Source organism: Siccibacter colletis (assembly GCF_025914095.1).
Lineage (GTDB): Bacteria > Pseudomonadota > Gammaproteobacteria > Enterobacterales > Enterobacteriaceae > Siccibacter > Siccibacter colletis.
On record NZ_CP074352.1, the window covers coordinates 3,159,360 to 3,183,205 of the forward strand.

23 protein-coding genes are annotated in these 23,846 nt (G+C 61.1%); 13 read left to right on the forward strand and 10 right to left on the reverse strand.

What is annotated here, in order from left to right:
• From KFZ77_RS15270 to KFZ77_RS15290, 5 genes are read right to left on the reverse strand one after another with little or no spacing between them, the layout of a single operon-like run.
• Positions 1-5,562: a trifunctional serine/threonine-protein kinase/ATP-binding protein/sensor histidine kinase gene (locus KFZ77_RS15270; RefSeq protein WP_264384667.1), complete on the reverse strand. Its 5,562-nt coding sequence runs from the start codon at positions 5,560-5,562 to the stop codon at positions 1-3.
• Positions 5,559-5,957 (reverse strand): response regulator, encoded by a 399-nt coding sequence (locus KFZ77_RS15275; RefSeq protein ID WP_031522999.1) that lies wholly within the window; start codon positions 5,955-5,957, stop codon positions 5,559-5,561. The genes KFZ77_RS15270 and KFZ77_RS15275 overlap by 4 nt, the downstream gene beginning before the upstream one ends.
• Before the next feature lie 15 nt (positions 5,958-5,972).
• Entirely contained in the window at positions 5,973-6,233 is a 261-nt protein-coding gene (locus tag KFZ77_RS15280; protein ID WP_264384668.1) for a XapX domain-containing protein, read from the reverse strand.
• A gap of 57 nt (positions 6,234-6,290) precedes the next feature.
• Positions 6,291-6,476 carry a XapX domain-containing protein gene (locus tag KFZ77_RS15285; RefSeq protein WP_264384669.1) on the reverse strand — a complete coding sequence of 62 codons (186 nt, stop codon included), beginning with the start codon at positions 6,474-6,476 and terminating at the stop codon, positions 6,291-6,293.
• A gap of 55 nt (positions 6,477-6,531) precedes the next feature.
• Complete coding sequence (locus tag KFZ77_RS15290) at positions 6,532-7,218, reverse strand: hydrolase (protein WP_024547872.1); 687 nt, start codon at positions 7,216-7,218, stop codon at positions 6,532-6,534.
• Between the two features lie 242 nt (positions 7,219-7,460).
• Between KFZ77_RS15290 and KFZ77_RS15295 the strand changes: the two genes are divergently transcribed.
• The 7 genes from KFZ77_RS15295 to KFZ77_RS15325 all read left to right on the forward strand — a co-directional run bounded on the left by KFZ77_RS15295 (position 7,461) and on the right by KFZ77_RS15325 (position 13,952).
• Positions 7,461-9,332, forward strand: coding sequence for an amidohydrolase (locus KFZ77_RS15295; protein WP_264384670.1), 1,872 nt, complete (start codon positions 7,461-7,463; stop codon positions 9,330-9,332).
• A gap of 4 nt (positions 9,333-9,336) precedes the next feature.
• Positions 9,337-9,744 (forward strand): DoxX family protein, encoded by a 408-nt coding sequence (locus tag KFZ77_RS15300; RefSeq protein WP_264384671.1) that lies wholly within the window; start codon positions 9,337-9,339, stop codon positions 9,742-9,744.
• Positions 9,741-11,363, forward strand: a complete 1,623-nt coding sequence (locus KFZ77_RS15305) for an MFS transporter (protein ID WP_264384672.1) — start codon at positions 9,741-9,743, stop codon at positions 11,361-11,363. The genes KFZ77_RS15300 and KFZ77_RS15305 overlap by 4 nt, the downstream gene beginning before the upstream one ends.
• Before the next feature lie 48 nt (positions 11,364-11,411).
• Positions 11,412-12,233 carry an alpha/beta fold hydrolase gene (locus tag KFZ77_RS15310; RefSeq protein WP_264384673.1) on the forward strand — a complete coding sequence of 274 codons (822 nt, stop codon included), beginning with the start codon at positions 11,412-11,414 and terminating at the stop codon, positions 12,231-12,233.
• Positions 12,234-12,370: 137 nt separating this feature from the next.
• Positions 12,371-12,682 (forward strand): type II toxin-antitoxin system HigB family toxin, encoded by a 312-nt coding sequence (locus KFZ77_RS15315; protein WP_264384674.1) that lies wholly within the window; start codon positions 12,371-12,373, stop codon positions 12,680-12,682.
• Positions 12,679-13,095: a helix-turn-helix domain-containing protein gene (locus KFZ77_RS15320; protein ID WP_264384675.1), complete on the forward strand. Its 417-nt coding sequence runs from the start codon at positions 12,679-12,681 to the stop codon at positions 13,093-13,095. Before KFZ77_RS15315 ends, KFZ77_RS15320 begins: the two co-directional genes overlap by 4 nt.
• Positions 13,096-13,250: 155 nt before the next feature.
• Positions 13,251-13,952, forward strand: coding sequence for a Fic/DOC family protein (locus KFZ77_RS15325; protein ID WP_264384676.1), 702 nt, complete (start codon positions 13,251-13,253; stop codon positions 13,950-13,952).
• Positions 13,953-14,146: 194 nt separating this feature from the next.
• Here the strand turns inward: KFZ77_RS15325 and KFZ77_RS15330 are convergent, their stop codons facing one another.
• Both KFZ77_RS15330 and grxB read right to left on the reverse strand, forming a co-directional pair.
• Positions 14,147-14,449: a putative quinol monooxygenase gene (locus tag KFZ77_RS15330; RefSeq protein WP_264384677.1), complete on the reverse strand. Its 303-nt coding sequence runs from the start codon at positions 14,447-14,449 to the stop codon at positions 14,147-14,149.
• A gap of 42 nt (positions 14,450-14,491) precedes the next feature.
• Positions 14,492-15,127, reverse strand: a complete 636-nt coding sequence (gene grxB, locus KFZ77_RS15335; protein WP_264384678.1) for a glutaredoxin 2 — start codon at positions 15,125-15,127, stop codon at positions 14,492-14,494.
• A gap of 208 nt (positions 15,128-15,335) precedes the next feature.
• Here grxB and KFZ77_RS15340 point away from each other — a divergent pair, with 208 nt between their 5' ends.
• From KFZ77_RS15340 to KFZ77_RS15365, 6 genes are read left to right on the forward strand one after another with little or no spacing between them, the layout of a single operon-like run.
• Positions 15,336-16,328, forward strand: coding sequence for a LacI family DNA-binding transcriptional regulator (locus tag KFZ77_RS15340; RefSeq protein WP_264384679.1), 993 nt, complete (start codon positions 15,336-15,338; stop codon positions 16,326-16,328).
• A 26-nt stretch (positions 16,329-16,354) separates the two neighbouring features.
• Positions 16,355-17,359, forward strand: a complete 1,005-nt coding sequence (locus KFZ77_RS15345) for an ABC transporter substrate-binding protein (RefSeq protein WP_264384680.1) — start codon at positions 16,355-16,357, stop codon at positions 17,357-17,359.
• Positions 17,359-18,249: an ABC transporter permease gene (locus KFZ77_RS15350; RefSeq protein ID WP_390901297.1), complete on the forward strand. Its 891-nt coding sequence runs from the start codon at positions 17,359-17,361 to the stop codon at positions 18,247-18,249. The genes KFZ77_RS15345 and KFZ77_RS15350 overlap by 1 nt, the downstream gene beginning before the upstream one ends.
• Positions 18,246-19,046, forward strand: a complete 801-nt coding sequence (locus KFZ77_RS15355; protein WP_264384681.1) for an ABC transporter permease — start codon at positions 18,246-18,248, stop codon at positions 19,044-19,046. The genes KFZ77_RS15350 and KFZ77_RS15355 overlap by 4 nt, the downstream gene beginning before the upstream one ends.
• Positions 19,043-20,026 (forward strand): ABC transporter ATP-binding protein, encoded by a 984-nt coding sequence (locus tag KFZ77_RS15360; RefSeq protein WP_031522974.1) that lies wholly within the window; start codon positions 19,043-19,045, stop codon positions 20,024-20,026. Before KFZ77_RS15355 ends, KFZ77_RS15360 begins: the two co-directional genes overlap by 4 nt.
• 11 nt (positions 20,027-20,037) lie before the next feature.
• Positions 20,038-20,868: a phosphodiesterase gene (locus KFZ77_RS15365; protein WP_264384682.1), complete on the forward strand. Its 831-nt coding sequence runs from the start codon at positions 20,038-20,040 to the stop codon at positions 20,866-20,868.
• Between the two features lie 27 nt (positions 20,869-20,895).
• On the opposite strand, the gene KFZ77_RS15370 is transcribed toward KFZ77_RS15365, so the two are convergent.
• Genes KFZ77_RS15370 through KFZ77_RS15380 form a run of 3 tightly spaced genes read right to left on the reverse strand, consistent with a single transcriptional unit; the run spans position 20,896 to position 23,731 of the window.
• On the reverse strand, positions 20,896-21,687 hold the full coding sequence (locus KFZ77_RS15370) for an ABC transporter ATP-binding protein (RefSeq protein WP_035891362.1): 792 nt from the start codon (positions 21,685-21,687) through the stop codon (positions 20,896-20,898).
• Complete coding sequence (locus tag KFZ77_RS15375) at positions 21,684-22,709, reverse strand: FecCD family ABC transporter permease (RefSeq protein WP_035891360.1); 1,026 nt, start codon at positions 22,707-22,709, stop codon at positions 21,684-21,686. Before KFZ77_RS15375 ends, KFZ77_RS15370 begins: the two co-directional genes overlap by 4 nt.
• Positions 22,709-23,731: an ABC transporter substrate-binding protein gene (locus tag KFZ77_RS15380; RefSeq protein WP_264384683.1), complete on the reverse strand. Its 1,023-nt coding sequence runs from the start codon at positions 23,729-23,731 to the stop codon at positions 22,709-22,711. The genes KFZ77_RS15375 and KFZ77_RS15380 overlap by 1 nt, the downstream gene beginning before the upstream one ends.
• Between the last annotated feature and the right edge of the window lie 115 nt (positions 23,732-23,846).

Here is a 23,846-nt window from a genome sequence, read left to right on the forward strand (position 1 = left end):
TCAGTCTCCCTCATCACCCTGCATGGCCGCTACCGGCAGGGTGAACCAGAAGCGGCTTCCCTGCCGGTCACCGGTCTCCGCCCGCAACGTCCCCTGATGGCACTCGATAATCGCGTGGCTGATCGTCAGCCCCATCCCCATGCCGTGCGGCTTAGTGGTAAAGAATGAATCAAACACCTTCTCCATGATGTCGGGCGGAATGCCATTTCCGGTATCGGCCACCTCAAGGCGGACCTCACCCGGCGTTGGGTTTGAGGTGGAGATGGTCAGAATGCGCGGGCGCGTCTCCACTTCCGACATGGCATCGATGGCGTTCATCATCAGATTCAGCAGCACCTGCTGGATCTGCACGCTGTCGCCGCAGAAGGTGTGCATCCGGGCATGAAGATGGTATTCCAGCGCGATATAGCGCCGCTCCATCTCGTTTCGCGACAGCGCCATGATGTGCTGCGCCAGATGGTGCAGATCCACCGCTTCGGGCGTTGGCGTCTGGTTGCGCGTCAGGGCCTGCAGGCCGCGAATGATCTCCCCGGCGCGCTGCCCTTCGCTGGCGATCTCCTCCAGCCCCACCTGCACGTTATCAAGCCGCGCCGGGTCACGCTGCAGCCAGCGCAGGCTGGCGGCGGCATTGGCCACAATCGACATCAGCGGCTGGTTGATCTCATGGGCAATCGACGCGGTAAGCTGCCCGACGGTGGTCGCCCGCGCAACGCGCGCCAGCTCGGCCTGCGCAATACGCACGGCGTCTTCGGATTCGCGGCGTGCCGTGGTGTCGGTAACGGTGCCGAAGTAATCGCTGCGCTCAGCGCCCATATCGACCGGCTCGCCCACCGCCATGATATAGCGGACGGTGCCGTCGGTGCGGACGATACGGTGCTCAATGCGCACCGGCTTGCCATAGCGCAGCTCGCTGTTGATCAGCGTCTTTAAGCGCGGCATATCGTCGGGATGAATAAAGGAGATGAATTCCGGGAAGGTCATCGACTGGCGATTCTCCGGCAGCCCGAGGATGCGCGCGTACTCCGCCGAGATAAAAATAATCCCCTGCTCCATCTCCCAGCGCCAGCTGCCGGTATGGCTGATCTGCTCGCCGAGGATCAGCGACGTCTGGCTGGCGCGCAGATCTTTCTCCACCCGACGGCGCTGAATGTTCTCCTCCAGCAGTTCCGCATACAGGCGCGCGGTCTCCAGCGAGATCGCCGCCTGGGCGCTCAGCAGCGCAATCACCCGCGACTGCTCGACGGAAAAGACATCCGGCATCAGGCGGTTCTCAACGTACAGCACCCCCACCAGCCGCGACTGCTTGAACATCGGCACGCAGAGTACCGCCGCGCCCGAGGCGACCAGGTAAGGATCGTGACTGAACGGGCTGAACTGCCCTGGCTTCGCGGTGCGGATCTCCTGCCCGGTGCGGATCACCGTTGCCAGCACCGATAAAGGCAGATCGGTTTCCGTCGGCGTCGCTTTCACAATCTGCACTCGCACCCCGTCAGGATGGCTTTCCGCCCGCGCTTCGATCTCTGGCACATTTTCCGGTGTGATGCGAATCAGCAGTCCGCGCTGCGCCCCGGCACGTTCAAGCAGCATGGTCATCAGGGTATCAATCAGCCGATCGACCTGGATCTCTTCCGACAGCGCCCGCGAGGCGTTAATGACGCTTTGCAGATCGCGAATTTCATCATTCGATGCGTAGCTGTGCGCCGGGAACGGCGTCGGGGTTTTTATCGGTGCCAGCGCCGGAAACTCGCGTTCAAGCTGCTGGACTTTCGCCTGCGCGCCCCAGCGCCCCCAGGCGGCGATAGCCGCTTTCAGGTGCGCCCCGGCGCTGGTGTGGTAGCCGCAGCCGTAAGCGAAACGCCCGGCCAGCTCGTGCGCCAGGCCGTTACAGTGATCCATGCCGACATCACGCGATCGCTTCGCCGCCGTTTCAAACAGCTCAAGCGCCAGCGCGCGATCGCCGTCCAGCCGCGCCAGCTCGGCGCGCACCAGGGCAATTTTATCCCCGAAGTTAGCCGGGTTGACGCTCGCCCAGTGCTCAACGTGCGCAACGTGGACAGCGATGCGCTGGCGATGGCGCGGCGTTACGCTGGCGCTGGTCAGCGCCCCGGTCAGGCTCAGCGCGCTGAAATAGTGGTAATCGGAGAGATGAAAATGGCCCGGTGCCGCCCAGGTAAAGCCGTCGGCCTCATCAAGGCAGCGGATGGCATCGTCATATTCACCGGCACCATAGTGCGCAATACCTTTGTAGAGCCAGTACCAGAACAGCATCAACGGCGGTAGCGTGTTTGCATCGCCGGTTTGCATCAGCTCTGCGGGTAAAAAGCCGTGTCCGGTGAAGGTGCCGCGGCCGGGGTCACGCCACTGCTCGACGTAGAGCCGCAGGATCGCAATCATTCTGCCGACATCCGGGAAACAGGCGCGCTCGACAAACGCCACGCAGCGGTCGAGGGTAGTCAGAATACTGTCGAGATGATCGCCCCGGGTGATGAAGTTGATCACCTGGTGACAGGCGGCAAGACAGGCGGTGGTGAGATCGCCGTGGGTAATCGCGGAGACAAAGCAGGCCCTGGCACACTCGACGCTGTAGCTCAGCGGTTGCGTCCAGACGCTGAGCTGATCGAGCGGCAGCAGCGTGCGCGCTTCAAAGCTCTGAAAGCGATGCTGGTGCACCAGATCCCGCGCCACGATGCCACACCGGTAGCCGAGATCATATGCATGATAGCGATCGCCAATCAGCACGCCAAACCAGCCCAGCGCGGCGGTTGAAGCTCCGCTGACACCGTGATCGAGCGTGAGCTGCACCATCCTGCACAGCAGCAGAAAGTGCAGGCGCGGCTCTACGGCACAGGCGGGCAGCTGGGCGCTGAGCATCAAATCCATCGCTGCTTCAGTCTCTCGATCCGCCATGACCGGCAGGGCGCCAAACACCGCCGCCGGATCGTCGCCAATGCGTACGCGCAGTGCCTGCCAGGCTTCGTCGCAGGCAGCATCATCGGGGGTGCGGCTCAACGCCATGCCAAAGCGCGTAAGCCCGGTCAGCGCCACCTCCAGCGCCTGCGCATTACTGGAATAGCGCAGGTAAATTTCCGCCAGCAGCCGGGACGCCATCGCCACCTCCGTCGCGCCGCCCGGCTGGGTCATTAAGGTCTCGCACAGGCGTGCCGCCTGGGTGAGGTTGCCCTGCATAAATTCGCACCCGGCCTCTTCCAGGCGCAGCGTAAAGGCCAGATTGTCATCGGCTTCGGGCAGGCGTTCGAGCAGCGTGTCGGCGATGCGCAGATAGCTGCGCGCGGACAAGGCGTCCCCGGCGCGTCGGGCGCGCTGCGTCGCATCCATACACAGCAGCAGAAAATCGCGGTTGCGCGGGTGCACTGCCACACTCTCGATAGCGGCCCCGATATGGTAAACGGTGCGAAACAGCGTCTCGCACTCACCCTGTTCAGCACAGCGCGCAGCCAGCAGCAGCGCGGTATCGAGGTGAAGCCGCTGCTGCTCCGTCTTACTGAGCAGCGCGAACGCCGCCTCCTGAATGCGGTCATGGGTGAAGGCCCACGCGCCGACCGACAGCGTTATCATCTGCGCCGTGACGGCAGGCTGCAGCTGTCGGCACAGCTCATCAGCGGGTAACGCCACCATCTGGCTGAGTAACGCGGTATCGCCGCTGGCGCCGAAACACGCCAGGCTGCCCAGCAGCGTCCGGGTGTCGGACGGCAATTTTTCAAGCTGACGCAGGATCAGACTGACCACGTTTTCGGTGTAGTGCCGGGCGCGGATCTGCCCGGCATCGTAGTGCCACTTTCCGCGCAGCCGATCGGCAATCAGCAGCTCATCTTCAATCAGCTGACGGATAAACTGACGCGCAAACAGCGGGTTGCCGGCGGTTTTCTCATGCACCAGCTTCGCAAGCTCCGTCACGCTGCCGCGTCTGGCAGGCAGCAACTCCGCCAGCCAGCGGACCATCCCTTTTACGCTGAACGGTGCGGGGCGGATCTCCACGGTCCGGGTGGCGCTGGTGCGTAACAGCGAGGTGATATCATCCTGTTCGTCCCGGTGCGCCACTACCATCAGCAGCGGCAGCGTGCGGCTGTTAAGCAGCAGATGCGCCAGTAGCTGCTGGCTGGCCGGGTCGAGCCAGTGAACGTCGTCGATCAACAGCACCAGCGGACGCCCCGGCAGCGCAAAGGCTTCCACCAGGCACTGCACCATCTGGTTGAAACGCGCCCCGGCATCCTGACCGGCGATATCGGGATAACGCGGCTTCTGGCCGATCAACAGCCGCAGCTCGGGTATGAAATTCACCGCCAGCCCCGCATAGCTACCAAGCTTCGCCGTGAGACGCCCACTCCACCAGTTCACCTGTTCGCGTGGCATTCCCAGTACGTGCATGATCAGCGCGCGAAACGCCGAGGCCAGCGCGGCAAAGGGCAGCACCAGATGAAATTGTTCCACCTTCCCGGATGCCATCAGGGTGTCACGGTGTTGCAGCTCACGCAGCGCAGAGCTGATAAGCGCGGTTTTGCCAATGCCCGACGGGCCGCTGATCACCGCCAGGGTAGCGCTGGCCTGCTGCTTCACGCTGTCGAACACCGCCAGCAGTTCAGCCACCTGCGGGTGATCGACCACCGGGTTATCGGTGAGATGAAGCACCGGGGCGCGATCCTGTTGCCCGAGGGTGAATGACGGCACATCGCCCTGCGGCGTGAGGGTTGCCAGGCAGCGATGCAGATCGGCGATAAGCCCGTCGGCGGTCTGATAGCGGCGATCGGGCGTTTTCGCCAGCAGACGCAGGATCACCGCCGACACCATCTCCGGGGTATCGCTGCGCAGCCGCTGCAGCGGCCGGGGCTCGGTGGCGATATGGTGATGCGTCCACCCCTCTTCCTGGCCGATGCCGGGTTCAAACGGCAGGCTGCCGCTTAACAGTTCATACAGCACCACGCCGAGGCTATAGAGATCGCTACGGCTATCGGGGGTGTAGCGGGTCCGGGAGGTACGCTCCGGCGCCATCCAGGCCGGCGTGCCGCTGGTGCCAGGTATCACGGCTAAGGTGGTACGCGTCCCGGTGGTGAGGCCAAAGCCCGCCAGCCGGCACTGCATTTGGTCGTCGAGGAAGAAATGCCCTGGCATGATATCGCCGTGGATTAGCCCCCGCAGATGCATCTGCCTGACCGGGGCACACAGCCGCAGCGCCAGGGTGAGAAAATCGGCGATGGTGGCGGGAGGCACGCTGCGGTGGTTGAGCGGGGTAAAACTGAACCTGTCGTACATCAACACATAGCGCCCGCGGTGATAAGCGCGGGCAAAGGGCTTTACCGCCCAGTCGCCCAGGTAGTGACGCAGGGTGTACTCATTCTTTAACAGCTGCGTAGCGCGGGTTTCGAGGGTTTCACAGGCCGCCATCGCAATGATGTGTTCATCATCGCTCTGGGGATAACGGCAGCGTAGCCAGGTGATACACCCGTCACTGGCAACCGGGGTAAGCAGCACGGCGTCATCAAGCTCAATGCCCGGCGTTTCGGTGCCCGCCTCCGGCAGCCTGACCGTTATCCCATAGTTATTCATGCCCTGCCCTCACCGCCTGCTGCCAGGATACGCTCAATATGTTCCAGCAGCATATCCACATCCAGCGGCTTGCGCAAAAAAGCAACGGCCCCCAGTTCGATGGCCTGCTGATGCATCACTTCATCCCCGTGACCGGAGATAAAAATCACCGGCGGTGGCGCGGGCAACTGCAGGAGATGGGTGAACAACTCAAACCCGCTCGCGCCCTTAAGCTTGACGTCAACAATGGCCAGTACGACGCTCGCAAGCCTGGCGCTATCCCGAAGAAACGCTTCGGCGGAGTCGAAGGTATCCGTCTCGTAGCCCACGGACTGTAGCAGGTTACTCAGCCCGCTGCGGACTGCGCGTTCGTCATCGACGATGGCGATAATGGCAATGCGTGGCGGTTGCCCCATGATGTTCCTCCAGAACTACTTCACCTGTGCGTTGTTATCGGCATCGGGCGGCGGTGTCCCGCTAATTTTCGGTACGCACTCATGACGAAACCACGTCAGGGTGACGGGCTGGCCTGCCCTCAGGCGGCGGATCAGCGGAATCAGCTGCTCGCCGACCAGCATGCCCAGCAGGCCACATAACGCAATCACCGGCGGCGCAGGAGAGTGTACCTGCAGCAGGGCGTAAATCGCGCCCGCCAGCACGCCGGTTATCAGTGAAACGACATATGGTTTCATCACATTTACCCCACGGGTGTCCAGAGAATATATCTATTGCCGCGCCGCAGCGGGCCATCAGTGCAGGAAAGCAAACGTCGCGGCGGCGTGCGCGAGAAAACGGCTGGTCAGCTGTTCGCCAATCAGGATGCCAAGCAGGCCGATCAGGGCAATGGCGGGCGGTGCGGGAGAGCGCACGTTCAGCAGGGCGTAAACCATACCAATCAGCACGCCGGCTGCGGAGGAGATCAAAAAGGCGCTCATAGCCTTTCCTCTGTAGGTGAAAAAAGCCGACCGGGGTATCCGGCCGGCCAGGGGATTAGCGTGCCGGTACCGGTGCCAGCGTGCGGTGCTCGCCTTTGCTGCGGGCCGGAGCTTTGTGCACCATGGTGTAGGCGTAATCAACGCCCATGCCGTACGCACCGGAGTGCTCTTTCACGATGTTCATCACCGCGTCGTAGGTGTCACGGTGTGCCCAGTCACGCTGCCACTCCAGCATCACCTGCTGCCAGGTTACCGGGATTACGCCCACCTGAATCATGCGCTGCATGGCGAAATCATGCGCTTCTTTTGAGGTGCCGCCGGACGCATCCGCCACCATATAAATTTCGTAGTCGCCTTCAGCGATAGCGCACAGGGAGAAGCTGTTGTTGCACACTTCGGTCCACAGACCGGCAACCACCACTTTTTTCTTACCGGTGGCTTTCAGCGCGTCACGCACTTTCTGGTCGTCCCAGGAGTTCATGGAGGTACGCTCCAGAATGTCGTGGGTCGGGAACACGTCCAGCAGCTCCGGATAGGTATTGCCGGAGAAGCTTTCGGTTTCAACGGTGGTGATGATGGTCGGGATGTTGAACACTTTCGCGGCTTTCGCCAGCGCGACGGTGTTGTTTTTTAACACCTGGCGGTCAATAGACTGCACGCCGAATGCCATTTGCGGCTGATGGTCGATAAAGATGATTTGACAGTTATCGGGTGTCAGAAGGTCAAGTTTAGAGTCAGTCATGATGGTATCCAATGAGGTAAAAAGCACAACATCGCCAGCACAGTCTGGCGAGCCGAAAAAGGGGTCACAACCCCGGTCTGCAGGCATGTTAGGCTGCCCTGGAACGCGAAACTATTATCTCTATGTATAACTAGACGCCCTTTTCCCGCACTGACCATAATCCGCTCCATCGCCTGCGCCATGCTCGCTGTGTGGCCCTCACGCTTGTCCCTGTACCGGACATCCTCGTTCTGGAGAGATTTATGGTTTCGCTCAATAAAGCCGAGTTAATACTGATTAACGGCGCGTTTCATACCCTCGACCGCGAAAACCCGCTGGCGGAAGCCGCGGCGATCCGCGACGGCAAATTCCTGGAAGTCGGCAGCGTCGCCGAAGTGATGCAGCATCATGATGAAGGCACTCAGGTGGTGGATCTGAAGGGCCATACCGCTATTCCCGGCCTGAATGACTCGCACCTGCACCTGATCCGCGGCGGCCTTAACTACAACCTCGAACTGCGCTGGGAAGGTGTTCCGTCGCTGGCAGACGCGCTGCGGATGCTGAAAGAGCAGGCGCTGCGCACCCCATCCCCGCAGTGGGTGCGCGTGGTCGGCGGCTGGAGCGAATTCCAGTTTGCCGAACGCCGTATGCCGACGCTGGATGAGATCAACGAGGCCGCCCCGGACACGCCGGTATTTATCCTGCACCTGTACGACCGCGCCCTGCTCAACCGCGCCGCGCTACGCGTGGTGGGTTACACCAAAGATACCCCGAACCCGCCAGGCGGTGAGATCCAGCGCGACGGCAACGGTAACCCGACCGGCATGCTGATTGCCCGTCCGAACGCCATGATCCTCTATTCGACGCTGGCCAAAGGGCCGAAGCTGCCGCTAGAGCAGCAGGTGAACTCCACGCGCCAGTTCATGCGTGAGCTGAACCGGCTGGGTCTGACCAGCGCCATCGACGCCGGCGGCGGTTTCCAGAACTACCCGGACGATTACGAAGTGATCAGCGAGCTGCATGCGAAAAAGCAGCTTACCATTCGTATCGCCTACAACCTGTTTACCCAGCGTCCCGGTCACGAGCTGGAAGATTTTGAGAAGTGGACCGACATGCTGACGCCGGGCCAGGGCAGCGATTTCTATCGCCACAACGGCGCGGGCGAGATGCTGGTGTTCTCTGCCGCCGACTTTGAAGACTTCCTGGAGCCGCGTCCGGATCTGGCCCCGGGGATGGAAGATGAGCTGGAACGCGTGGTGCGCCATCTGGTTGAGCACCGCTGGCCGTTCCGCCTGCACGCGACCTACAACGAATCTATCAGCCGCATGCTCGATGTGTTTGAGAAGGTGAACCGCGAGATCCCGTTCAACGGCCTGCACTGGTTCTTTGACCATGCGGAAACTATCACCGAAGCCAACATCGAACGCGTGAAAGCGCTGGGCGGCGGCATTGCCGTGCAGCACCGTATGGCGTTCCAGGGCGAATACTTCGCCGAGCGTTACGGCATTGATGCTACGCGCCACACGCCGCCGGTAGCGAAAATGCTTGAGGCCGGGGTTCCGGTGGGCCTGGGCACCGATGCCACCCGCGTCGCCAGCTATAACCCGTGGACCGCGCTCTACTGGCTGGTTTCCGGTCGCACCGTCGGCGGCATGCAGATGTATGACGTCAATGCCCGTCTCGACCGCGATACCGCCCTGCAACTCTGGACGCACGGCAGCGCCTGGTTCTCCAGCGAGCAGGGCAAGAAAGGCCTGATCAAAGCGGGCCAGCTGGCGGATATGGTGATCCTGTCGAAAGACTACTTCCGCGTACCGGAAGAGGAGATCAAAGGCATCGAATCCGTGCTGACCATTGTGGACGGCGAGATCGTCTACGCCGCCGGCACCTTCGGCCCGCTGGCGCCGCCGTCAATTCCGGTGCTGCCGGACTGGTCGCCGGTGGTCAACGTGCCGGGTCACTACCGTAGCGCACCGCCGCAGGCAGCCCGCGTCGGTATGGCACAGGTTCACCACTGCAGCGGCCCGTGTGGCGTCCACCAGCACTCCCATGATGTGGCGCGTCGCTCCGATGTTCCGGTCTCAGACGATAACGCCTTCTGGGGCGCGCTCGGCTGCAGCTGCTTTGCGTTCTGATGCTATGAAAACCCATACCCTTAACGCCGTTCCGCCCCTGCTCGATCCGGGGCTGTTTTTCCTGCGCATCACCGGCGCGCTGCTGCTGTTCTACGTGCACGGTCTGCCGAAAGTGCTGCACTACAGCGCCGAGCTGACGCGCATTGAAGATCCGTTTGGCTTCGGGCCGCACGTCAGCCTGCTGGGGGCGATTCTGGCGGAGGTCATCTGCCCGGTGTTGATTGCCCTGGGCGTGTTCACCCGCCTCGCCTGCCTGCCGATCATCCTTGTGCTGCTGGTGGCGATGCTGGCAGTGCATCCCGGCTGGAGCATCGCCGAAGGGCAGTTTGGCTGGCTGCTGCTGATTATCTTCATCACTATTGCGCTGTGCGGTCCTGGCCGCTGGCGCATCCGTACCGGAGGCCGCGCATGACCAACGCCGATGAAAGCTTCAGCCGCGTACCGCAGGAAATCGCGCCACCGGCTCCCACCAGCTCAACCTGGAGTCCGCTGCGCGCGCCGGTGTTCCGCATGCTGTGGATCGCCACCGTGGTGTCTAACATCGGCTCGTGGATGAGCGATGTCGGCACCAGCTGGATGATGCTGTCGCTCAGCCCCAATCCGCTGTGGGTGGCGCTGGTGCAGGCCGCCAGCAGCCTGCCGATGTTCCTGTTCGCCCTGCCCTCCGGCGTGATGGCGGACATTATCGATCGCCGCCGCTATCTGCTCTTCTCCCAGCTGTGGATGTTTATCGTGGCCATCGGGTTGAGCGCGCTGGCGCTGACCGGCCAGGTCACGCCGCTGGTGCTGCTGATCTCCACCTTCCTGCTCAGCACCGGCGCGGCCATGAGCTCGCCGCCGTTCCAGGCCATCGTGCCGGATCTGGTGAGCAAGAAGGAGCTGGCCCCGGCGATTGCCCTGAACTCGCTGGGCATCAACATCAGCCGCGCCATCGGCCCGGCGCTCGGCGGGTTGATCCTGTCGTTCGCTGGCCCCTGGGTGGTGTTCCTGCTTAACGCCCTGTCAGTGCTGGGCGTCGGGATTGTGCTCTGGCGCTGGAAGGCCGAGCCGAGCGTGCAGAAGCTGCCGCCGGAACACTTCTTCTCCGCAGTGCGTGCCGGGCTGCGCTACGTCCATGCTGCCCCGGTGCTGCGCAACGTGCTGGTGCGTACCGTGGCGTTCTTCCTGTTCGCCAGCGCTGGCTGGGCGCTGCTGCCGCTGGTAGCACGCCGCGAGCTGGGGTTAGGGCCGGGCGAATACGGCATTATGCTGGCGTCGATTGGTCTGGGGGCGATCTGCGGTGCGATGCTGCTCCCGCGGCTGCGGGCGAAGCTCAACCCGGATCGCCTGATGGTGCTGGCGAGCCTGCTGTTTGCCCTCACCATGCTGGCGCTGGCGTTTGTGCGCCACTTCTGGCTGCTGACCGCGCTGGAGTTTTTCACCGGCACGGCGTGGATTTCGGTGCTCTCCACGCTCAATGTAGGGGCGCAGCGCAGCGCTGCACGCTGGGTGAAAGCCCGCGCGCTGGCGGTCTACCTGACGGTATTTTTCGGCTCGATGACGCTGGGCAGCGCGGTCTGGGGCCAGCTGGCGGCGCTGTTCTCTATTCCGCTCTCGCTGTGCCTGGCCGCGGGCGGCATGGTGCTGGCCAGCGCCACGGTGCTGCGCTGGCGGCTGGATAAAGATCCCGAGCTGAATCTCGACAGTCACGTTGAAGCGGGTGCGGCAGAGCTGGCGGTGGCGCACGAGCGTGGCCCGGTGATGGTGGCGATTGAATATCAGATTGATCCACAGCAGGCGCCGGCATTTATCGCGGCGATTCAGGAGCTGCGCCGGGTACGCCGCCGCGGCGGTGCCATGACCTGGTCGGTGTACGAAGATATCCAGCAGCCCGGCACCTTCGTGGAAACCTTTGTCGTGGGATCGTGGATTGAGCACCTGCGCCAGCACGAGCGCCACACCGAAAATGACTATGTGATCCAGAGTCGCGTCAGAGCGTTTCAGCGGGGTGAAGCAACTCCGATTGTGCGCCACCTGGTCGCGCCGGAGTGAATCACCTGCTAAGTGTTTACAGACAACCACAGAGGAGTGCAGCGCATTATGAGTACGTTCAAAGCTAAAGACGGCACGCAGATTTATTACAAAGACTGGGGTTCAGGCAAACCGGTTCTGTTCAGCCACGGCTGGCCGCTGGATGGCGATATGTGGGACAGCCAGATGAACTTCCTGGCGGAGCGCGGCTACCGTGCGATCGCTTTTGACCGCCGCGGCTTTGGTCGCTCCGATCAGCCGTGGGAAGGCTACAACTACGACACCTTCGCCTCCGACATCAACGACCTGATTACCCATCTGGATCTGCAGGACGTGACGCTGGTGGGCTTCTCCATGGGCGGCGGCGACGTGACCCGTTATATCGGCACGTACGGCACCGCCCGCGTGGCTGGCCTGGCGCTGCTGGGCGCGGTAACGCCGATCTTCGGTAAAACCGACGATCATCCGCAGGGTGTCGATAAGAGTGTGTTCGACGGCATCAAGGACGGGTTGCGTAAAGATCGCGCCCAGTTCATCAGCGACTTCGCGACCCCGTTCTTTGGTCTGAACGCGGGCCAGTCGGTATCTGAAGGCACGCTGACCCAGACGCTGAACATCGCGCTGCTGGCTTCGCTGAAGGGTACGCTCGACTGCGTCACCGCGTTCTCAGAAACCGACTTCCGCGTCGACGTGGCGAAGGTTGATGTTCCTACGCTGGTGATCCACGGCAGCAACGACCAGATCGTCCCGTTCGAGGCCACCGGTAAGCTTTCCGCCGAACTGATTTCCGGTGCCGAGCTGAAAGTCTACGACAACGCACCGCACGGCTTTGCCGTTACCCATCAGGATCAGCTGAACAACGACCTGCTGGCGTTTCTGCAGAAGCTGTAAGGCGTTCACGAAATAAGATTCACCAGAAGGCGCCTGCGGGCGCCTTTTTTACGCGCGCGGCCTTTGCGGTTTCCATATTGTCAACTCTTCAGCTCTGCGCTATCCTGTTTCCATAATGGAAACGTCAGAGGTGAGGGATGCACATTGTTTCACGAGCACCGTTCGAGGCGGCTACCCGCTTGTTTCCTGGCCAGGCAGCAGCGCTTGATGATGTTTATCGCACGCTCAAACGGGAGTGCTATACCTCACCGGATGAGATGAAGAAACGTTTTCCCAGCCTGGACAGGATGAAATATCGGGCAAAGTGGTGGGTAATCAATGTCGGTGGCGGCCATCTCAGGATCATGTTCTTCGCTGATTTTGAACGGGCCAGAATTTTTATAAAGCATATTTCCAGCCACGCAGAGTATGACCGGCTGACCGATTTTTACCGGAGAAACAGAGAATGAGTTATGCAGAAGCAATCGAGGCGGCAAACAGTCTGGTAAAGATTGTTCCCATACTGGGTAGCAGTCCCGGACGAAAAGATTATGAAGATGCGCTGCTGCTTATTGAGTATCTGATTGAGTACGAACCGGACAGCCCGCTGGTCGAGATGCTGAGTGCCCGAATAGACAGATATGAACGAACGGCACCAGAATTTGCGGCGTTCAATGCACGCACCGCGGCAATCCCGGCAGGTGTTGCACTGCTGCGTACCCTGATGGATCAATATCAACTGACCCAAAGCGATTTCGAAAATGAGATCGGTAAAAAATCGCTGGTAAGCCGTATTCTGAAAGGCGATCGGACATTGACGTTAAAACACATGCAGGCGCTGGCGAAACGGTTTGACCTGCCGGTTAGCGCGTTTATTGAATAATACATTTGTATTTCAGGGGCTATAACGGCCCCTGCAACCTGCTCGTTAACCAGCATTACCATGCTCCTTCATCCTGATAATAATCAATGTTCCCGCTTACAGCACGTAATAGCCTTAACGCTCAGCCGTCTGGCCTGATGACAAAGGGAATGTCTGTGAGCAAATATCGCATCACCAACGATGAAGGATATTTTACCTTCGATGAACAAGCGCATGTGTTAGCCAATAAACTTAATATCATTGATGCTGAGGAGATTAACGGGGTAGAACTCATTTTGCTGGAAAAACTTTATGTACATGTGTTTGAACAGCACTTCCCACGTGGAAAAATAACCATAGCTTTGCTTAAAAGATGGCATCTTCAATGGTTAGGGAATATTTATACATGGGCTGGAAAAATACGGACGGTAAATCTCAGTAAGAGTAATTTTCTTTTTGCTGCCGCTGCCCGCTTGCCGTTCCTTCTTCGCGGATTCGAGAATCAGTTTCTCGCTAAATACACGCCATGCTCTGGTATGACCCGGGAACAAACCATTAGAGCAATCGCTGCTGTGCACGTTGAACTCATTATTATTCATCCATTCAGGGAAGGTAATGGTCGTCTGGCTCGTCTCGTGGCAGATGTTATGGCTGTGCAGGCCGGTTTTGCGCCCCTCGATTACCATGCATGGGAGAAAAAGAAAGATCAGTACATCACTGCCATTCATGCAGGCATGAATATGGAATATGGTTTGATGGAAGAATTAGTAAATGAGCAATACGAAACGATTAATTTGCCAGTCGTAAATGAGCTAATTTATCACGCAGCGCATCAAGCGTCGTTTTCACCTGTTCAGGTGACTGTTCGGTTTCGATAGCGGTCGAGGTTACTACGCTTCGTATCAACCGTTCACGAGAGGGCTGGATGTAACTTGTCGTCTTTTTTCTGGCACGCATAGCGCTGCTCCCCCTGGGTATCATGAAAACGTGCATGAAGTATATGACAGATCAGCGTGATGACGCTGCTATTTCTCTTAGCAAGAGTTAATGGCCCCCGCAGGAGCCATTATTCTTACTTCGCCGCACCACCCGCCATTTTCTCCAGCGCGATGATGTCTGAGCTTTCGATATACTGCGGCAGTTCGGCAAACAGCGTGGCGATGTGCGGCGCCTCGATGTGCTTTTGCAGCAGCTCGCGGCTCTGCCACTCTTCGGTCCAGACGAAGCGACGCGGGTTTTCACTGTCGCGGTTCAGCTGGTAGCTGATGCACCCTTCTTCCGTCAGCGTGGTATCAATCACCGCGCGAAACATCGCTTCAACGGTCTGTTCGGCGCCAGGTTTGACAACAAAAATTGCAACAACAGGTACGGTCATGATGTTCTCCAGATGATGAAAGGGATAGTGGTTAGCCCGGCGTTAGCGGGCCTGATCGGATAGCAGTGACACCTTCGACTGCACCGCCATATTGACGGTATAGCCCGTTACCGAAGGGCCAAATTCAATACCTTTGACGATGCTCAGCGAACGCAGCAGCGGGAACAGGATGAAGTCGCTGGTATCGATCTGCTCGCGGTCCGCCACCAGCGGCTCCAGCTCGCGCAACTTCTGGTTCATCTCGTCCAGCAACTCCGGCGTGCTGGCCATCAGGGTTTTCATGCTGCCGAAGGCTTTTTCTTCCCGCGCCAGATAGGCGGCACGGGCGTCTGGCGTAGCCAGCTCAGGAAATTCGCCCTGGGTAAAGCGCGGGATCGCCAGCTTAAACAGCGGGCCGGTGGCGGCTTTGGCCCAGGCCTCAATCTGCGGATCGACCGGCGCATCGGTAATACGCTCGCCGCTAAGGCCATCGACGTACTTCACGATATCCATGCTTTCGCCCATAAAGCTGCCGTCGTCTTTTTCAAGGATGGGCACCATTTTGCGCCCGACCATACGGGTTGGCGTCTCAGCGTCGCCCTCCATGATGATGACTTTTTCGAACGGGATATTTTTCAGACCGAAAATCATTTGCCCGCGTACGCAGAACGGACAGTGTTCGTAGATATGAAGCTTCATTACTCTCTCCCTGTCAGTGTCAAATAAACAGCCATTACTCATCAATTACTTACAAAATAGTAACGCGTTCAATCATCAAGGCAAGCCGAAATATTTTTAGGTGCTTTTCGACATACTTTCGTCATCTTCCCGTCATCGGGCTGACATGTGCGCCGCGCAGGATAAGCCGCAAATGAGATCGATCTCATTCCTGATAACGAGAGAGCGCATGACCGATTTACTGAGCGTTGCCCGTCTTGCCGGCGTCTCCCGCGCCACTGCCGCCCGGGCCTTTTCTGAGCCGGACAAAGTGCGGGAAGCAACGCGCAACAAAGTGTTTGCTGCCTCCGAAAGCCTCGGTTTTCGCCCCAACTACGTGGCACGCCAGTTGCGCACCCAGTCAACGCGCATTATCGGCGTGATGTTGCCGACCCTCAGTAACCCGGTCTTCAGCGAGCAGTTACAGGGGATGGAACATCTGGCGCGTGAACACGGCTATGCGCTGATGGTCGCCACCACCGATTACGACACCCGGCGCGAATCCGCCGTGCTGGAAAACCTGCTGCGTCAGCGGGTGGATGGTCTGGTGCTGACGGTAGCCGACGCCCGGCACAGCGCCTGCCTTGCGCTGCTGGAGCAGGAGCCGCTGCCAGCGGTGCTGGTGCATAACCCCAGCGCGACAAACTTCATCACCATCAGCGTCGATAACCAGCGCGCTATGCAGCATGCGACACAACAGTTGCTGACGCTGGGTCATATCCGCATCGGCATGATCGCCGGGCCGGTACAGCAATCTGACCGCGCGCAGCTGCGCTATCAGGGCTATTGCGGGGCGATGCGTGATGCCGGGCTGATGCCGCTGCCGCTGATGGAGATGGCGCACCACACCCGGATTGACGCCGGTCGCCTCGCTGCGCTGCTCGCTGAGCATGCGCTCACTGCCCTGCTCTGCTCCAACGATCTGCTGGCGCTCAGCGCCATTGGCAGCCTGCAGCGGCTGGGCTATGCGGTACCGGAACAGATTTCGGTGGTCGGTTTTGACGGCATTGCGCTGGGGGAGATGGTCTGCCCGGCGCTGTGCTCGGTTGTACAGCCGCAGCGGGAGCTGGGTGCCATCGCCATGGAGAGCCTGATGAACCTGATTCAGGGCGTGGAAACCCCTTCACGCATTCTTGATTTTACGCTGCGCCGCGGTGAGAGCATCGCTCCGGCGCGCTTTTGATGTTTGACCAACACCAGGGAAACACCATGAAAAAGTCCACTATTGCTTCACTGTGCCTCGCCAGCGCCGTTCTGCTGTCGTCCCAGGCGCAGGCCGCGTCCGCCATCTGCTACAACTGCCCGCCGGAGTGGGCCGACTGGGGAACGCAGCTGAAAGCGATCGCCAAAGATACCGGCATTGTGGTGCCGCAGGACAACAAAAATTCCGGCCAGGCGCTGGCGCAGATCGTCGCCGAAAAAGCGCAGCCGGTTGCTGATGTGGTCTATCTCGGCATTACCTTCGGCATTCAGGCGGCAAAGTCTGAGGTGCTGGACAGCTATAAACTGGCGGGCTGGGACAGCATTCCGGCTGACATGAAAGATCCGGAAGGCAAATGGGTGGCGCTGCACTCCGGCACCATCGGCTTTATGGTTAACGTCGATGCCCTGAACGGCGCGCCGGTGCCGCAATCGTGGGACGATCTGCTGAAGCCCGAGTACAAAGGCATGGTGGGCTATCTCGATCCGGCCAGCGCCTTCGTTGGCTACGCAGCCGCCACCGCGGCGAACCTCGCCAAAGGCGGGACGCTCAACGACTTCACACCGGGCATCAATTACTTTAAGCAACTGAGTAAAAACAGCCCGATCGTGCCGAAGCAGACCGCCTACGCGCGCGTGCTGTCAGGCGAGATCCCGATCCTGCTGGATTACGACTTCAACGCTTACCGTGCGAAGTACAAAGATAAAGCCAACATCGCGTTTGTGATCCCGAAAGAGGGCAGCATCAAGGTGCCTTATGTAATTAGCCTGGTGAAGAACGCACCGCACGCGGCGGAAGGGAAAAAAGTGATCGACTACGTGCTGTCCGATCACGGTCAGGCAATCTGGGCGAACGCCTGGCTGCGCCCGGTGCGCGAGAGCGCCATGTCTGAGCAGGCCAAAGCGCAGTTCCTGCCGGACAGCGATTACGCCCGCGCCCGCACCGTTAACTATCAGCAGATGGCTGATGCGCAGAAAGCCTTCTCGGCGCAGTACCTGAGCGAGGTGAAGTAATGTCGTTGTCCTGGCAGAGTGCCGCGTCGCCCACCCGTGAAGGGGGGCGACCACCCCGCCGGATGCGCAACCCGCTGCCGCGTGCAGTGCTGTTCGCGTTCGTCCCGGCGCTGACGGTGTTTGTCGCTTTCTGGCTTATCCCGTTTGGCTGGCTGGTGGTGCTCGGCACGATGCCGGACAGCAGTTCGCAGCAGAACGCCTACTGGACGGTGCTGGCTAACCCGCGCTATCTGGAAAGTCTCGGGATCACCCTGCTGCTGTCGGCCGCCGTGTCGGTGGCGGCGGTGGCTGTCTCTGCGGTGGTGGCCTGTTTTCTGGCGCGCCATGCGGTGCCCGGCAAAGGGCTGCTGCTGGCGCTGCTCACCTTCCCGCTGGCCTTCCCCGGCGTAGTGGTAGGCTTTCTTATCATTATGCTTGGCGGGCGGCAGGGGCTGTTTTCTCAGCTCGGTGCCGCCCTGACCGGCGATCGCTGGACCTTCGCCTACAGCCTCGGTGGCCTGTTTCTGGGTTACCTCTACTTTTCCATCCCGCGCGTGGTGATGACGCTGGTCGCCGCCTGCGAAAAGCTCGACCGCAGCCTTGAGGAAGCGGCCCGTTCGCTGGGTGCCGGCAACTGGCGCATCGTGCGCGACGTGATCGTTCCCGGCCTCGCGCCGGCCCTGCTCTCCAGCTGCGCCATCTGCTTTGCCACCAGCATGGGGGCGTTCGGCACCGCCTTTACGCTTGGCACCGAACTGACCGTGCTGCCGCTGACTATTTACGGCGAATTCACCAACTATGCCAACTTCGCCACCGCCGCGGCGCTGTCGGTGATCATGGGGCTGGTTACCTGGGGAGCGCTGCTGCTGGCGCGCCGTTTCTCCGGCACAACCGTGGGGAGCACGCTGTGAATCGTCCGCTGTTATTTTCGCTCCAGCTGGGGCTGACCCTGCTGGTATGCCTGTTCCTGCTGGTACCTATCGGTATGTCGGTGCTGGCGGGCTTTACCGAAAACTACTTCGTTGGCCTGAAAAGCGGCCTGACGCTGCGCTGGATCGACGAAGTCTGGGCGCTCTACGCCCCGACCTTCTGGCTGTCGCTCGGCATCGCGCTGGCGTGCCTGGTTTGTACCGTGGTGATTGGCGTGCCCGCTGCCTGGGCGCTGCTGAAAAGCCCGTCGCGGCTGGCGGGCTGGATTGAAGAGTGCCTGATGCTGCCCGTGGCGATCCCGGGGCTGGCGACGGCGCTGGGGCTGCTGCTGGTTTACGGCGGCGTGCAGGGGCTGCGCAGCAGTTGGGTGTTTATCCTCATCGGCCACGTGCTGTTCACCCTGCCGTTTATGGTGCGCCCGGTGCTGGCGGTGATGAAAGCCATTGATGTTCGTTCTATGGAAGAAGCCGCGGCCAGCCTCGGGGCCGGCACCCTGAAGCGGTTTCTCACCGTGGTGGTGCCGAACTGCCTCAGCGGCGTGCTGGCCGGGGCGTTTATGGTGATCACCCTGTCGATTGGCGAGTTCAACATTACCTGGATGCTGCACACGCCGCTGACCAAAACCCTGCCGGTAGGCCTGGCGGACAGCTACGCCTCAATGCGTCTCGAAATCGGCTCCGCCTATACCACGCTGTTTTTAGTGATGATCATTCCGCTGCTGCTGGCGATGCACCTGATAAGCCGCCCGCGCCGCCGTAACAAAGAGAGCACTTCATGACGCTTCCCGTATCTATCCGCCTGCGCCAGTGCGCACGCACCTTCGGGCGCGACCATACCGCGCTGCATCCGCTGGATCTCACCGTTGAGCCAGGCGAAACCCTGGTACTGCTCGGCCCGTCAGGCTGCGGCAAAACCACCACGCTGCGCATTATCAGCGGGCTGGAGCGCTGCGATCCCGGCGGGAGCGTCTGGTTCGACGAGCGCAACGTCACCGCCCTGCCGATTGAGAAACGCAACGTCGGGATGGTGTTCCAGAACTATGCGCTGTTTCCCAACCTCAACGTGGCGCAGAACGTCGGCTATGGCCTGCGCATTCAGCGCCTGCCGGAGAGCGAGATACGCCAGCGCGTTGGCGAGATGCTGGAGATGGTGGACCTGAGTAGTTTCGCCGACCGTCCGGTGCAGGCGCTCTCCGGCGGGCAAAAGCAGCGCGTGTCGCTGGCCCGCGCCCTGGCGGCGCGACCAAAGGTGCTGCTGTTTGATGAGCCACTGGCCGCGCTGGATGCGCGTCTGCGCGACAAGCTGCGCGAGGATATCGGCACGCTGCTCGGCACGCTCGGCATCACTGCGGTGTATGTCACCCACGATCAGCAGGAAGCGATGGCGCTGGGCGACCGCATTGCGGTGATGCGCCACGGCCAGATTGAGCAGATCGGCACCCCGCGTGAGATCTACCACCATCCGGCAACCCCCTTCGTGGCGGACTTTGTGGGCACGGTAAATCGTCTGACGTTGCCTGGCGGCGAATTCTACTGCCGCCCCGAGGATATTCACCTCGGCGAGCTCGGCGGTGCATTGCTGGAAGGCCGCGTACTGCACAGCACCTTCTTTGGTCAGAGCCAGCGCGTGCGGGTTGAGCTGGCCCCTGGCCGCGATGTGCAGGTTGACTGCCCGGCGCGCGAGCGCTGGAGCCCCGGCCAGCAGGTTGGCTTACACGCCAGCCCGCACAGCCTGTTTGATATTTCATCCCCCTCCTGAGGAGTTGCCGTTTGAACAATGCATTTGTGCTGGCGCAGATAAGCGACCTGCACATTAAAACCGCCGGACGCCTGTCCTATAAAAAAGTCGATACCCTGGGGGCACTGAAAAACTGCATCGCGCAGCTGAATGCCCTGCGTCCGGCCCCTGACGCGGTAGCGATCACCGGCGATCTGACCGATTTTGGCAAGGACGAGGAGTATGCTGAAGTGCGGGCGCTGCTCGATACACTGACGCTGCCGTGGTTCGCCATTCCGGGTAACCATGATGACCGCGCCGCATTTCGCCGCGCCTTTGCCGACAAGCCCTGGCTGCCCGTCGCGGGGGAATTTATCAACTGGACGGTGGATGACTTCCCGGTACGCCTGATTGGCCTTGACTCCACGGTGCCGGAAAAGCCCTGGGGTGAGCTGTGTGATGCCCGCGCCGCCTGGCTCAGGGAGCAGCTGGCCGCCGCGCCGGATACCCCGACGATCCTGATGCTGCACCATCATCCCTTCATCAGCGGCATCGATCATATGGATCGCCAGAACCTGCGCGATGACGGCAGGCTGGCGCGGGTGCTGATCAACGCTCCGCAGGTGGAGCGCGTGCTGTGCGGGCACGTGCATCGCTTTATGGTGGCGCAGCTGGCCGGGGTGGTGGTCTGCACCGCGCCCGGCACCTCACACCAGGTGGCCCCGGATTTCACCCCCGATGGCCCGGCGCACTTTGTGCTGGAGCCGCCCGGGATGCTGCTGCACCGCTGGAGTCGTGCGCACGGTGTAAGCACCCATTACCTGCCGCTCGGCCAGTACGATGGCCCGTGGCCGTTCTACGATGAAAACGGCCTGATCGACTAATCATCACCGCGCCGTGATGGCGCGTGGTTAACCCGTCAGCTTGAGCCGTGGTGTGGCTGCCTGGTGATGCCAGGCGATGTGATACCCGGTATGCGGGCTGCGCGCGATGGAGACGTCTACCCCGTAAACGTCACGAATGTGCGCCGGGGTTAATACCGCCCCGGCGTTTCCGGCGGCCACCACCTCACCGTGATTGAGCAGCAGCAGTTCGTCGCAGTAGTTGGCTGCCAGATTAAGATCGTGCAGCGCCACGATGGTGGTCATCGGCAGACTGCCAATAAGCGCCATCAGCTCCAGCTGATGCCGGATATCAAGGTGGTTGGTTGGCTCATCCAGCAGCAAAATCGCGGGCTGCTGGGCCAGCGCCCGGGCAATGGCGCAGCGCTGCTGTTGCCCGCCGGAGAGCTGGTGCCAGCGCTTGTGGCGCAGGCCGTCGAGCCGGGTGTCGCTCAGCGCCTGCTCAACCGCCTGCCGATCTTCACTCCGCCACGGGGAAAACGCACCGCGGTACGGGGTGCGCCCGAGCCGCACCACTTCTTCCACGCTAAGATCAGCATCCAGCGCCAGATGCTGCGTTACCAGCGCCACGCGGCGCGACAGCCAGCCGGCACTCAGCGTGTTCAGCGGTGCATCATTGATAAAGACCTGCGCACGTGCGCCGGGGATCAACCCTGCCAGCGCACGCAGCAGGGTCGATTTTCCGGAACCGTTCGGCCCCAGCAGCCCGATGCGTCGGCCAAACGGCACGGTAATGCTGATGTCGTGCAGGATCTCGGTCTGGTTGATGGTGACGTTGAGCTGTTCAGCGCTGATCCTCATGAAGATCTCCCCTTGTTGCGATAGAGAATGACGGCAAACGCCGGGGCACCCACCAGCGCGGTCACTACCCCGATCGGCAACACCTGATGCGCGATGAGAATGCGCGACAGCACGTCCGCCAGCATCATAAACTGCGCGCCGATGAGCGCTGCAGCGGGCAGCAGCTTCAGGTGGTGCGGGCCAACCAGAAACCGTGCGGCGTGCGGAATAACCAGCCCGACAAAGCCCACGGCACCGATCATGCTTACCAGCACGGCGGTAATCGCGGCGGTGATGCCGAGCAGCACCACGCGCAGCAGGGTGATGCGTGTGCCGAGCGTCGCGGCAATCTCTTCCCCGAGCGCCAGGGTATCGAGCCGTCGCGCGAAGCCCAGCAGCAGTAAAAAGGCCGGGCCGATCAGCCCCGCTGCCAGCAGTGCGTCCGGCCAGCGCACGCTGCTCAGGCTGCCGAGCAGCCAGAACATCACGCTGCGCGACTGCTCGGCATTGGCGGAGGTGCTGACAATCCACGCCGTCAGGGCGTTGAACAGCTGGGTGCCAGCGATCCCGGCAAGGATAATGCGTCCGGTGTCGCGCCCGACGCCTCTGGCCAGCAGCATAATCAACAGGAACGCGCTGCACGCCCCGAGGAACGCCCCGCCGGAGACGGTCAACATGCCGCCGCCCACGCCGAGCAGCATCACCAGCACCGCCCCGGTGGAAGCGCCAGCCGAGATCCCGAGCAGATACGGCTCCGCCAGCGGGTTACGCAGCAACGCCTGCAGGATCACCCCGCACAGCGCCAGCCCCGCGCCGCTGCACGCCGCCATCAGCGCCCGGCTCATGCGGTACTGCCAGATGATGCCCTGCTCCAGAGGCGGTAGCGGATAGTCGCCCACGCCCATGCCATTGGCGATGGCCTTCAGGGTGCGGCTGAACGGGAGCGCCACGTCGCCGACCGAGGCGGCGAGTACCATCAGCAGACCGAGCGACACCAGGCTTCCCAGCGTGAGCACGCTGGTTTTAAGCGACGCGGCGTGCATCACGAGCCGGTATGAAACGCAGCAATGCGCTGGCTAATGGCTTCCACGGCGTCCACGTTGCGCAGCGAGGGGTTGAGCGACATTGCCGGGACCACGATGATGCGATTACGTTTCACCGCCGTCATCTCCCGGGTCACCGGGTCGCTGCGCAGGAACGCCAGCTTCTGTTCAACGTCATCTGCCGGATAGAGGCGTCGCGCCATGCTGGCCAGCACGATGTAATCCGGATCGCGGCGGGCGATGGTTTCCCAGCTCACCGCCGGCCACTCTTCAGCGGTGTCAATGATGTTAGTCAGGCCGAGCGTGCGGGCGATCCAGCCCGGCGCACCGGCGCTGCCCGCTACCCACGGGTCGCCATTGAGACGGGTACTGGAAAACCAGAACACCACGTTCCCCTGCGCGTTGTGCTTCAGCGCGTCGCGGGCGGTGTGCTGCGCCTGCGCCACCCGGTTGCGCAGCGTCGCTGCCAGGGCGCTCGCGCGATCCGTAACGCCAAAAATTTTCCCCAGCGCGTCAATCTCCTGATAGATCAGATCGAGCGTAAAGGGCTTATCGCGCCCGCCATCGCCATTCGATCCGGCGGTCAGGGATTTGCCCACGCAGTCCGCCGGCGCTATCCAGGTATTGATCCCGAGGCCGGCAAACTGCTGGCGCGTTGCCACTTCGCCCTGCTCTCCAACGTGATAGGTGTACTGCGCGGCCACCAGATCCGGACGCTGCGCGACCACTGCCTCAAAACCGGGGGCGTTTTCCGCCAGGCGCGTTAAGCCTTTGCCGGCGCTCTGCAGCGACGGCGGCAGTGCGCCAAACCATACCGCAGTGCCGACGATGTTTTTTTCCAGCCCCAGTGCCAGCAGCAGCTCGGTTTCGTGCTGCCCGATGGTGACCACGCGCTGGGGCGGCGTTTGCCAGGTGGTAGTGACGCCGCAGTTATCGATTGTTACCGGCTGGTATTTTGCCTGGCTGAACGTGGGAAAAAGCGCCGCAGCGCAGAGGGCGAATGAAGCAAGGTGTTTAATCATGATAATCATTAGTTATGTTATAACATAACAGTATCATTCCACTCGTTTTCATGCTGGTCAAGTGTTATCAGGGATTAAGAGAGAGTATCAGTCTTCAGGGAGGACATGCGTACAG

Excerpts from the sequence above, each read along its gene's own strand:
- KFZ77_RS15270 (WP_264384667.1), bottom strand. The coding sequence starts at position 5,562 with ATGAATAACTATGGGATAACGGTCAGGCTGCCGGAGGCGGGCACCGAA.
- KFZ77_RS15275 (WP_031522999.1), bottom strand. The coding sequence starts at position 5,957 with ATGGGGCAACCGCCACGCATTGCCATTATCGCCATCGTCGATGACGAA.
- KFZ77_RS15280 (WP_264384668.1), bottom strand. The coding sequence starts at position 6,233 with ATGAAACCATATGTCGTTTCACTGATAACCGGCGTGCTGGCGGGCGCG.
- KFZ77_RS15285 (WP_264384669.1), bottom strand. The coding sequence starts at position 6,476 with ATGAGCGCCTTTTTGATCTCCTCCGCAGCCGGCGTGCTGATTGGTATG.
- KFZ77_RS15290 (WP_024547872.1), bottom strand. The coding sequence starts at position 7,218 with ATGACTGACTCTAAACTTGACCTTCTGACACCCGATAACTGTCAAATC.
- KFZ77_RS15295 (WP_264384670.1), top strand. The coding sequence starts at position 7,461 with ATGGTTTCGCTCAATAAAGCCGAGTTAATACTGATTAACGGCGCGTTT.
- KFZ77_RS15300 (WP_264384671.1), top strand. The coding sequence starts at position 9,337 with ATGAAAACCCATACCCTTAACGCCGTTCCGCCCCTGCTCGATCCGGGG.
- KFZ77_RS15305 (WP_264384672.1), top strand. The coding sequence starts at position 9,741 with ATGACCAACGCCGATGAAAGCTTCAGCCGCGTACCGCAGGAAATCGCG.
- KFZ77_RS15310 (WP_264384673.1), top strand. The coding sequence starts at position 11,412 with ATGAGTACGTTCAAAGCTAAAGACGGCACGCAGATTTATTACAAAGAC.
- KFZ77_RS15315 (WP_264384674.1), top strand. The coding sequence starts at position 12,371 with ATGCACATTGTTTCACGAGCACCGTTCGAGGCGGCTACCCGCTTGTTT.
- KFZ77_RS15320 (WP_264384675.1), top strand. The coding sequence starts at position 12,679 with ATGAGTTATGCAGAAGCAATCGAGGCGGCAAACAGTCTGGTAAAGATT.
- KFZ77_RS15330 (WP_264384677.1), bottom strand. The coding sequence starts at position 14,449 with ATGACCGTACCTGTTGTTGCAATTTTTGTTGTCAAACCTGGCGCCGAA.
- grxB (WP_264384678.1), bottom strand. The coding sequence starts at position 15,127 with ATGAAGCTTCATATCTACGAACACTGTCCGTTCTGCGTACGCGGGCAA.
- KFZ77_RS15340 (WP_264384679.1), top strand. The coding sequence starts at position 15,336 with ATGACCGATTTACTGAGCGTTGCCCGTCTTGCCGGCGTCTCCCGCGCC.
- KFZ77_RS15345 (WP_264384680.1), top strand. The coding sequence starts at position 16,355 with ATGAAAAAGTCCACTATTGCTTCACTGTGCCTCGCCAGCGCCGTTCTG.
- KFZ77_RS15350 (WP_390901297.1), top strand. The coding sequence starts at position 17,359 with ATGTCGTTGTCCTGGCAGAGTGCCGCGTCGCCCACCCGTGAAGGGGGG.
- KFZ77_RS15360 (WP_031522974.1), top strand. The coding sequence starts at position 19,043 with ATGACGCTTCCCGTATCTATCCGCCTGCGCCAGTGCGCACGCACCTTC.
- KFZ77_RS15370 (WP_035891362.1), bottom strand. The coding sequence starts at position 21,687 with ATGAGGATCAGCGCTGAACAGCTCAACGTCACCATCAACCAGACCGAG.
- KFZ77_RS15375 (WP_035891360.1), bottom strand. The coding sequence starts at position 22,709 with ATGCACGCCGCGTCGCTTAAAACCAGCGTGCTCACGCTGGGAAGCCTG.
- KFZ77_RS15380 (WP_264384683.1), bottom strand. The coding sequence starts at position 23,731 with ATGATTAAACACCTTGCTTCATTCGCCCTCTGCGCTGCGGCGCTTTTT.